Source organism: Leyella stercorea (genome assembly GCF_019052365.1).
Taxonomy (GTDB): Bacteria; Bacteroidota; Bacteroidia; order Bacteroidales; family Bacteroidaceae; genus Prevotella.
In genome coordinates this window covers 1-1,625 of the sequence record NZ_JAHQUY010000155.1, presented here as the reverse complement: position 1 = coordinate 1,625, position 1,625 = coordinate 1, and the positions used below count along the sequence as shown (strand labels likewise).

The 1,625-nt window shown below is 40.4% G+C and carries 3 protein-coding genes; all 3 read left to right on the top strand.

Annotated elements, in window-relative coordinates; translation table 11 throughout:
- Nucleotides 1–57 precede the first annotated feature (57 nt).
- The 3 genes from KTQ90_RS13280 (at nucleotide 58) to KTQ90_RS13270 (ending at nucleotide 1,593) form a co-directional block, all read left to right on the top strand.
- Complete coding sequence (locus KTQ90_RS13280) at nucleotides 58–750, top strand: hypothetical protein (RefSeq protein WP_217318821.1); 693 nt, start codon at nucleotides 58–60, stop codon at nucleotides 748–750.
- A complete protein-coding gene (locus KTQ90_RS13275; protein WP_217318820.1) occupies nucleotides 731–1,090 on the top strand; it encodes a DUF4134 family protein in 360 nt (119 codons plus the stop codon). The genes KTQ90_RS13280 and KTQ90_RS13275 overlap by 20 nt, the downstream gene beginning before the upstream one ends.
- Before the next feature lie 65 nt (nucleotides 1,091–1,155).
- Nucleotides 1,156–1,593, top strand: coding sequence for a DUF4134 family protein (locus tag KTQ90_RS13270; RefSeq protein ID WP_217318819.1), 438 nt, complete (start codon nucleotides 1,156–1,158; stop codon nucleotides 1,591–1,593).
- Nucleotides 1,594–1,625: the final 32 nt, after the last annotated feature.

Below are 1,625 nucleotides of genomic sequence, written 5' to 3'. Positions count from 1 at the left end.
TGTGCATGGTAATTTTGTGTTTGCAATTCACGAATTACCAACAAAAAATGAATGATTATGAGTCCATTTATAATTTTCGTTATCGTATTGACCATCGCATATGTATTGTACTATGCGACCATAATAACAATAGATTTAAACGCAAAATCCAAGAAGGAAGGAGAACATGAAGAAACCATATCAGCAAGTGATACTAAAGATGCTGAAGAATGCGCTCCACAGACCGTTTTAGAGGACACCAAGACAGGAGGTTTCTCATTCTTGGAGTCAACAGAAAACAATGAAAATTCCATTGAAGAAGTTATAGAGTCCATCAATACACCAACTATAGCAGATGATGACTCACGTCTTGATATTGCCGAGATTTCGGCAAATACTGATGGAAACAATCGGCAAGGGTCTGAAGATGTAGAGCCATCGGAAGAACATCCAGACAATGTCGATAATAAAGATTCCCTCAATACAACATCAGCGTTCTTAGAAGTTCCACCAGAAGAAAAGGAAGATGAAGTTTTTGATGAGAGCAAGGCTTTCAACCAGGATATGGCGCAACCGCAATATGCCGTCAGTTCCATTATCGGCAATGAGAAAGATGCTGCTTTGACTCAGCGTATCGAAGAAGTCAATCAAAGATTAATGGATTGTCCGACAGAAAGAGGATTAAGAAACCCAATGCAACTTGCCAGTGAGATGCGAGAAAACAGAGAGAACAGCAATATCGATTTGAAAGATGAATACACCCAATGTTAATATCCCATACAGACTATGCACTGCACTATTGGCTGTATTATGCATTCAAGATGTTTCGGCCAGATGTGGGTCTGTTGACTATTCATGGGGAGCGGATGGACTTGCTGAAGCAACCGCATTCGTTGGCACCATGATGATATACACTGTAGAAATCTTATATGCCATAGCAGGTATTGTGGTGATTGTGGCCGCATTGCAAATCGGTATAAAGATGAACTACCATGAGGGAGACATCACCAAAAGCATGATTATGCTTTTCGGTGGCATCCTCTTTATGATCGGTGCTTCAATTGTCATGCCAGCATTGTTCGGCTATCAAGACATGAATTTCGTATTTTAGACTATTTAATCGCGAAAAAAATAGAGTTATCACAAATTGTAGAACTAAAAAAAATTAGAAAGTCAATGAAAAAGTTTTTTTCAAACGTCTTTACTACCATTAAGGCGAAAGTGTCTCACGCAAGGAATCGTACAAGACTCATGATGATGGGTGCTGCGATTGCCGCTCTAACTCCTATCGGTGCTTCTGCGCAGAACCTGGCCGGTACTGGCTATGATGCAGGAACTTCCGCATTGGAGGAGGTCGCATCCGAGTTGGTCAAGTACATTCCGTATGTAGTCAACTTGTGTTATGCTCTTGCTGGTATCTTTGCCGTTGTCGGTGCCATCTCTGTGTACATCGCCATGAACAACGAGGAGCAGGATGTCAAGAATATCTTAGTCCTCCGAAATGTGTTTGAAAAGACAAGAAAGCAAATGAAAGTAAACACACTAAGTATCAATGTATTAAGCGATAATTTGAACTTTCCGATGTTTGCGGAACTCACTCTTAAAAAGACATAAAAGACTGTTTCTTGTTTCCGTTTTGTTTCTCG

Bases quoted from the DNA above. Each gene is read 5' to 3' on its own strand.
- KTQ90_RS13270 (WP_217318819.1), top strand. From the start codon at position 1,156: ATGAAAAAGTTTTTTTCAAACGTCTTTACTACCATTAAGGCGAAAGTG.
- KTQ90_RS13275 (WP_217318820.1), top strand. From the start codon at position 731: ATGAATACACCCAATGTTAATATCCCATACAGACTATGCACTGCACTA.
- KTQ90_RS13280 (WP_217318821.1), top strand. From the start codon at position 58: ATGAGTCCATTTATAATTTTCGTTATCGTATTGACCATCGCATATGTA.